8 protein-coding genes are annotated in these 5892 nt (G+C 55.7%); 6 read left to right on the forward strand and 2 right to left on the reverse strand.

Going from position 1 to position 5892, the window contains the following annotated elements; translation table 11 throughout:
• The first annotated feature begins 123 nt into the window (after positions 1-123).
• On the forward strand, positions 124-582 hold the full coding sequence (locus ACZAHD_RS21080) for a YaiI/YqxD family protein (RefSeq protein WP_462458490.1): 459 nt from the start codon (positions 124-126) through the stop codon (positions 580-582).
• Here the strand turns inward: ACZAHD_RS21080 and ACZAHD_RS21085 are convergent.
• A complete protein-coding gene (locus ACZAHD_RS21085; RefSeq protein ID WP_462458491.1) occupies positions 579-1280 on the reverse strand; it encodes a DUF2076 domain-containing protein in 702 nt (233 codons plus the stop codon). The two genes, ACZAHD_RS21080 and ACZAHD_RS21085, sit on opposite strands and share 4 nt — an antisense overlap.
• A gap of 335 nt (positions 1281-1615) precedes the next feature.
• On the opposite strand from ACZAHD_RS21085, the gene aroL reads away from it, so the two are divergent.
• The 4 genes from aroL to ppnP all read left to right on the forward strand — a co-directional run bounded on the left by aroL (position 1616) and on the right by ppnP (position 3765).
• Complete coding sequence (gene aroL, locus ACZAHD_RS21090; RefSeq protein WP_462458492.1) at positions 1616-2173, forward strand: shikimate kinase AroL; 558 nt, start codon at positions 1616-1618, stop codon at positions 2171-2173.
• A gap of 98 nt (positions 2174-2271) precedes the next feature.
• Positions 2272-2463: a YaiA family protein gene (locus ACZAHD_RS21095; protein WP_462458493.1), complete on the forward strand. Its 192-nt coding sequence runs from the start codon at positions 2272-2274 to the stop codon at positions 2461-2463.
• Between the two features lie 252 nt (positions 2464-2715).
• Positions 2716-3393, forward strand: coding sequence for an AroM family protein (locus ACZAHD_RS21100; RefSeq protein ID WP_462458494.1), 678 nt, complete (start codon positions 2716-2718; stop codon positions 3391-3393).
• An 87-nt stretch (positions 3394-3480) separates the two neighbouring features.
• The gene (gene ppnP / locus ACZAHD_RS21105; RefSeq protein ID WP_134890819.1) at positions 3481-3765 is read left to right on the forward strand and encodes a pyrimidine/purine nucleoside phosphorylase; all 285 of its coding nucleotides are present in this window, start codon (positions 3481-3483) and stop codon (positions 3763-3765) included.
• Between the two features lie 68 nt (positions 3766-3833).
• Here ppnP and rdgC read toward each other — a convergent pair whose 3' ends face one another.
• Positions 3834-4745 (reverse strand): recombination-associated protein RdgC, encoded by a 912-nt coding sequence (rdgC, locus tag ACZAHD_RS21110; RefSeq protein ID WP_462458495.1) that lies wholly within the window; start codon positions 4743-4745, stop codon positions 3834-3836.
• A gap of 91 nt (positions 4746-4836) precedes the next feature.
• Here rdgC and mak point away from each other — a divergent pair, with 91 nt between their 5' ends.
• Positions 4837-5742, forward strand: a complete 906-nt coding sequence (mak, locus tag ACZAHD_RS21115) for a fructokinase (RefSeq protein ID WP_462458496.1) — start codon at positions 4837-4839, stop codon at positions 5740-5742.
• Positions 5743-5892: the final 150 nt, after the last annotated feature.

Here is a 5892-nt window from a genome sequence, read left to right on the forward strand (position 1 = left end):
TCTCCATCACCGTTCCTCTTTGCTTATTTTGTCGTGAGTTATCTAGCTTATCACTCCAGCGCTTCCCCGGGGGACAAAAGCAGGTGACAATGATGCCTCCCTTTTTCGTCGACAGGAGCCGGAATGGTTATTTGGGTTGATGCGGACGCGTGTCCGAACGTGATTAAAGAAATTTTATTCCGCGCCGCCGAGCGTACGCAGACCTCTCTGACGTTGGTTGCCAACCAGCCGCTGCGGGTACCGCCGTCCCGGGTGATCCGCACGCTGCGTGTGCCGCAGGGGTTTGATGTGGCTGATAACGAAATTGTCCGCCTGTGCCAACCGGGCGACCTGGTGATTACCGCCGATATTCCGCTGGCGGCGGAAGTGCTGGCCAAGGGGGGGGCTGCCTTAAATCCGCGCGGCGAGCGCTACAGCGATGCGACCATTCGCGAACGTCTGACGATGCGTGATTTTATGGAAACGATGCGGGCCAGCGGCGTACAAACCGGCGGCCCGGATAGTTTGTCGCAGCGCGATCGGCAACAATTTGCCGCCGCGCTGGAGAAGTGGCTGTCAGAGACCAAACGCCCGCAGGGTTAAACCCAGCTGTCGTCATCGCCGCCGAAATCGTCGTCGTTACCCATGCCAGCATCGAAGTCAGAGTTCCAGGTGTTGTTATCCGCGAGGAACTGATTATCGTCCTGACGGAACGGATCGTCGGCGCCAGAGAATTCCTGCGTCTGACCGAGGTCGTTCTGTGGTTTTTCTTCGATAATATTGACGATCTCCTGCGGATGCGAGCCGCTGAACATATTGGTCAGCATATTGCCCAGCACCACGCCGCCTGCCACACCTGCCGCCGTTTGTAGCGCCCCGGCCATAAAGCCGCCGCCGCTGCGCGCCGCCTGTGGCGCATAGTTCTGCTGCGGCATTTGCGGAGCATACTGCGGTTGCGCGCTGGCCTGAGGGCGGCCATATTGTTCGGCTCCGGGAATGGGGTCGGAGCCGCGGGTCTGACCGCCGCCAAACAGGCCAGCGAGGAACCCGCCGCTGCTCGGTTTTGCTGCCTGGAGCTGCGTTACCTGACTTTCCAGCGCCTGGATACGATCGTTGAGCTGCTTGATGGCGGCTTCCTGGATCAGTATCGTTTGCGCCATGTAATAGGGCGCGGCGGGCTGTTCTTTCATGTGTTGCGCAATCCGCTCCTCGGCACTGGCATCGCGCGAAGCGCTCTGCGTCCCGGCCTCTTTCAGGCGGGAAAACAGTCCATCAATAAGGCGTTGTTCTTCAGATTGCATGGTACTTTCCTCTGTCATGCTGGTCGTTTAGCTTCAGAGTGTGACTGAACGTGCCATGTTGTAAATATGTTGATGCGTAAAGCTATGCATAAATGTGTTACCGTTTACGCCAGCCAGCGGCTGAAAAATAATCTTTTTGAATAAAGTAAATCTGGAATAACACTTAATGCAATGATAGGTTTACGCGATAAAACCTTTTGCCATCTGTGACGGACGAGCTTTGTCAGAGAAGTGTAACTTTTATTTTACGGTTATTGCCGGCGATTTTGCAGGTACTATTGCTTACTATTCGTATTCATTTTCCCGCGATATGCGGAACCAGGGGGTCTTCGGTAATGACATTGCCAATCTTTCTCATCGGGCCGCGTGGCTGCGGTAAAACGACTATCGGCCATGCGCTGGCGCGGGTGCGTCATTACCGGTTCACCGATACCGATCATGCGCTGCAGGAGCGTGAGCAGCGTACGGTCGCGGCAATTGTTGAGCAGGAGGGCTGGGCGCGTTTTCGTGAGCTGGAGTCTGAGGCGCTGAAAGCGGCCACACAGCCGGAAACGGTGGTGGCGACCGGCGGCGGCATTATTCTGGCTGAAGGTAACCGCCAGTTCATGCGCGAAAACGGCGTGGTGATTTACCTGCAGGTGCCGGTTGCGGCTCTGATCGACCGCCTTGAAGCGTATCCGAAAACCGAGCAGCGCCCGACGCTGACCGGCAAACCGGTGCGCGATGAAGTCGGCGAAGTGCTGGCGCAACGGGAAGCGCTGTATCGCGCAACCGCACACCATATTATCGATGCCACCGCGGCGCCGGATGAAGTCGTCGGGCAAATTCTGGTGACGTTGCAGCATGTCTCAGCTCCGCAAGAGGCTCAATGCGCTGAGGCAGCAAGAGAGTAAGCGACGCCGGCCCGCGCTGCGAGTTAAGACTTTACTGACGGTAAACAACGCAGGGGCTCCTATACTTAATAGCTCTGATGGTCGAAGAAGGAAGAGCTATGCCCACCCAACCTCCATATCCGAGAGAAGCGCGTATCGTCGCTGTTGCGAAAGGTCCCTCAGGGCAGGGGGAGACCTGGTATCAGTTGCGAGCCGATTTCCCGACGGCCGATTCACTGATCAGTGAACACCCTACGGAACAGGAAGCGCTGGATGCTAAACAGCGTTATGAAGACCCGGAAAAATCATAATCTCACCGGCCTGGAATTCGCTGTGCACAAGGAATTCCGGGCCTCCATCACATTTTTAATCCATCAGCGCCACTGATGATTCTTTAAGGTACGGATTTTTAAGGCACGTGCCTGAGGCGGCATGAATCTTTACATTCGACGGCGGCGGTAAGCTGCTACGCTTCTGGACGGTTGATTTTTAGTCAACAGGGGAGGCGGATGTGGTGTGTAGTAAGCCTGTGCTGAAGCAGTGGTAGTAAAAAGGTACGTGATATGAGTACAACGATGGCTATTTTAACCGTTGGCGTGGTACCGGTGGCTGAAGTTCTGCCGCTTTTAACCGAACATATCAGGGAAGAGCAGATCACTCATATTAGCCTGTTAGGCAAAATGAGGCGTGAAGACGTTATGGAAAATTATGCCCTTGATTCGGGCGATGATCGCCTGCTGACGTTATTGAACGATAACCAGCCGGCTGAGGTTTCGCGCCAGAAGGTCGAGCGTGATTTAAAGCATATTATCGCGATGCTCGACAGGCAAGAATATGATGTCATTCTGTTTTTGAGTTCCGAAATGCTCAGTGGCTTCACGGCGCGCAATGCCATTTTACTGGAACCACAGCGGATTATTCCGCCATTGGTGGCGTCGATTGTCGACGGACATCAGGTCGGGGTTATCGTTCCCGTTGAGGAAGTGCTGCCCATGCAGCAGCAAAAGTGGCGTTCGTTAGAAAACACGCCTTACTATGCGTTAGCCAACCCGATCGGTGGCAGCGATAGTGATTTATTGAGCGCCGGGCGCGCGCTGCTGGAGCAGGGTGCCGACGTGCTGGTGCTCGACTGCCTGGGTTACCACCAGCATCATCGCGACGTATTGCAAAAAGCACTGGATGTGCCGGTTCTGCTGTCAAATGTGCTGGTTTCCCGGCTGGCCGCAGAACTATTAGTTTAACATGGTCCGATAACGTAATTTTGCGTGACAGGGGCAAGGAGCGCCCCCTATATTGAGGTTTCAACAAAAGATCATAAGGGCTTGTTTATGCTTCAAAGCAATGAATACTTCGACGGAAAAGTGAAATCTATTGGCTTCACCAGCAGCAGCACCGGCCGCGCGAGCGTCGGGGTGATGGCAGAAGGGGAATATACCTTTGGTACCGCGCAACCAGAAGAGATGACGGTGGTGAGCGGTGCGCTGAATGTGCTGCTGCCGGGGGAAACCGAGTGGAAAGTGTATGCCGCCGGTGAAGTATTCAATGTACCAGGCAACAGCGAGTTTTATCTGCAGGTGGCTGAGCCAACCTCTTATCTGTGCCGCTATCTGTGATTCATCGCCTTCCTGCCGTGGCAGGAAGGCATTTTGCTCGTTTTGTCGGGTGTGCTGCATGGCGCTGATTAGCGCTGGGCTTCTCCACCCAGAGCTTCCACCAGATTCTGAATCAATGCCGCCAGTTCGCCGGTCATCAGAATAAAGTCGGCGTCAAAACGCTGAGCGAAATCTTCCCGGTCAATATCTTCATTCTGGTCCCGCAGTTCGTCGCAGAACTTCAGACGCTTGAGCGAACCATCGTCGCACATCAGAAACTGAATACGTTGCTGCCAGTCGAGGGCCAGCTTGGTCACCACTTTGCCCGCTTCAATATGTACGGCGATTTCGTCGCTGACCAGATCCTGTTTCTTCGCCCGAATAACGCCGCCGTCTTCCAGCATGGCTTTCAGTTCGGCTTCATCCAGCAGCTGGAAGCCCTGGGCGACGCTCCCGGAACGGACCCATTCGGTCAGCGTCAGCTCGATCGGGTTTTCCAGCGCCAGCGGAACGACCGGCAGAGAACCTAAGGTTTTACGCAGCAGCGCCAGCGTATCTTCCGCTTTCTTGGCGCTGGCGCAGTCGACCATGATCAGCCCGTTGACGGTGTCGATCCACATCATGGTCTGGCTGAAACGGCTGAAGGCGCGCGGTAGCAGTGAGTGCAGTACTTCGTCTTTCAGCGAATCTTTCTCGGTTTTTTTCAGCTTACGGCCCTGCTCGGCTTCCAGCTTGAGGATCCTGGCTTCCAGCGCTTGTTTGATCACCGGTGACGGCAGGATCTTCTCTTCTTTACGTGCGCAGATCACGATTTGGCCATTGGCGGTATGGGTCAGCGCATCGCTGTGTGATCCCATCGGCGAGACCCAGCCGGTCTTCGCCATATCCTGGCTACCGCAAGGGGTGAATGTCAGCCCGGCCAGCTGTTTTTCCATCTCTTCGGCGCGCAATGAGATGTCGCGGCTGAGACGGTAAACCATTAAATTTTTGAACCACAGCATGATAATTTCCACGGCGTTGTCGTTAAATCCAGCGGGCATGATAGCGAATTGTCGCTATGCTTGCATTGTTAATCGGGGAGAGGAGCTTACAGTGCGTATTGGTATTGATCTGGGCGGTACAAAAACAGAAGTCATTGCTCTGAGTGACCAGGGAGAGCAGTTATTTCGTCACCGTTTGCCGACTCCACGCGAGGATTACCGGCAAACGATAGAGAATATCGCTGCGCTGGTCGGGATGGCCGAGCAGGCGACCGGGCAGCGCGGCAGCGTCGGCGTCGGGATCCCTGGCTCGATTTCGCCCTATACCGGGGTAGTGAAGAATGCCAACTCCACCTGGCTCAACGGTCAGCCGTTTGATAAAGACCTGAGCCAGCGATTAAACCGCGAAGTACGCCTGGCGAATGATGCCAATTGCCTGGCGGTTTCAGAAGCGGTAGACGGCGCCGCCGCCGGGGCGCAGACGGTGTTTGCGGTCATTATCGGCACCGGATGCGGAGCTGGCGTGGCGATACAAGGGCGTTCCCATATTGGCGGCAACGGCACCGCTGGGGAGTGGGGTCACAACCCGCTTCCGTGGATGGATGATGATGAACTGCGCTATCGCGCCGAAGTGCCGTGTTATTGCGGTAAGCAGGGATGCATTGAGACCTTTATCTCCGGGACCGGTTTTGCCACGGATTACCAGCGCTTGAGCGGCCAGTCGCTCACGGGCAATGCGATTATGCAGCGGGTCGGCGCGCAGGACCCGCTGGCCGAGCAGGCGTTAAAGCGTTATGAGATGCGTCTGGCGAAGTCGCTGGCCCACGTGGTTAATATCCTCGATCCGGATGTGATTGTCCTGGGCGGCGGGATGAGTAACGTCGAACGTCTCTACCAGACGGTGCCTGAACTGGTGAAGCCATGGGTGTTCGGCGGAGAGTGCGAGACGCCGATTCGAAAAGCCGTACACGGCGACTCCAGCGGCGTGCGCGGCGCGGCCTGGCTGTGGCCACTGTAAATCAGCGTGACCCCGTTGCCCTAGTCAGCCGGTGCAACGGGGAGTGGCTGACGGATTAGTCGACAGAAAAGATTTTATCCAGCCGGCTGTAGCCAAGACCGTTGATTTTTTTCACTTTGATCTGCACAGGAATGCGCTCTTTCATTGCTT

Origin of the sequence: Raoultella sp. (genome assembly GCF_039594335.1) — a bacterium.
Taxonomy (GTDB): domain Bacteria; phylum Pseudomonadota; class Gammaproteobacteria; order Enterobacterales; family Enterobacteriaceae; genus Klebsiella.

Bases quoted from the DNA above. Each gene is read 5' to 3' on its own strand.
- ACZAHD_RS21080 (WP_462458490.1), top strand. From the start codon at position 124: ATGGTTATTTGGGTTGATGCGGACGCGTGTCCGAACGTGATTAAAGAA.
- ACZAHD_RS21085 (WP_462458491.1), bottom strand. From the start codon at position 1,280: ATGCAATCTGAAGAACAACGCCTTATTGATGGACTGTTTTCCCGCCTG.
- aroL (WP_462458492.1), top strand. From the start codon at position 1,616: ATGACATTGCCAATCTTTCTCATCGGGCCGCGTGGCTGCGGTAAAACG.
- ACZAHD_RS21095 (WP_462458493.1), top strand. From the start codon at position 2,272: ATGCCCACCCAACCTCCATATCCGAGAGAAGCGCGTATCGTCGCTGTT.
- ACZAHD_RS21100 (WP_462458494.1), top strand. From the start codon at position 2,716: ATGAGTACAACGATGGCTATTTTAACCGTTGGCGTGGTACCGGTGGCT.
- ppnP (WP_134890819.1), top strand. From the start codon at position 3,481: ATGCTTCAAAGCAATGAATACTTCGACGGAAAAGTGAAATCTATTGGC.
- rdgC (WP_462458495.1), bottom strand. From the start codon at position 4,745: ATGCTGTGGTTCAAAAATTTAATGGTTTACCGTCTCAGCCGCGACATC.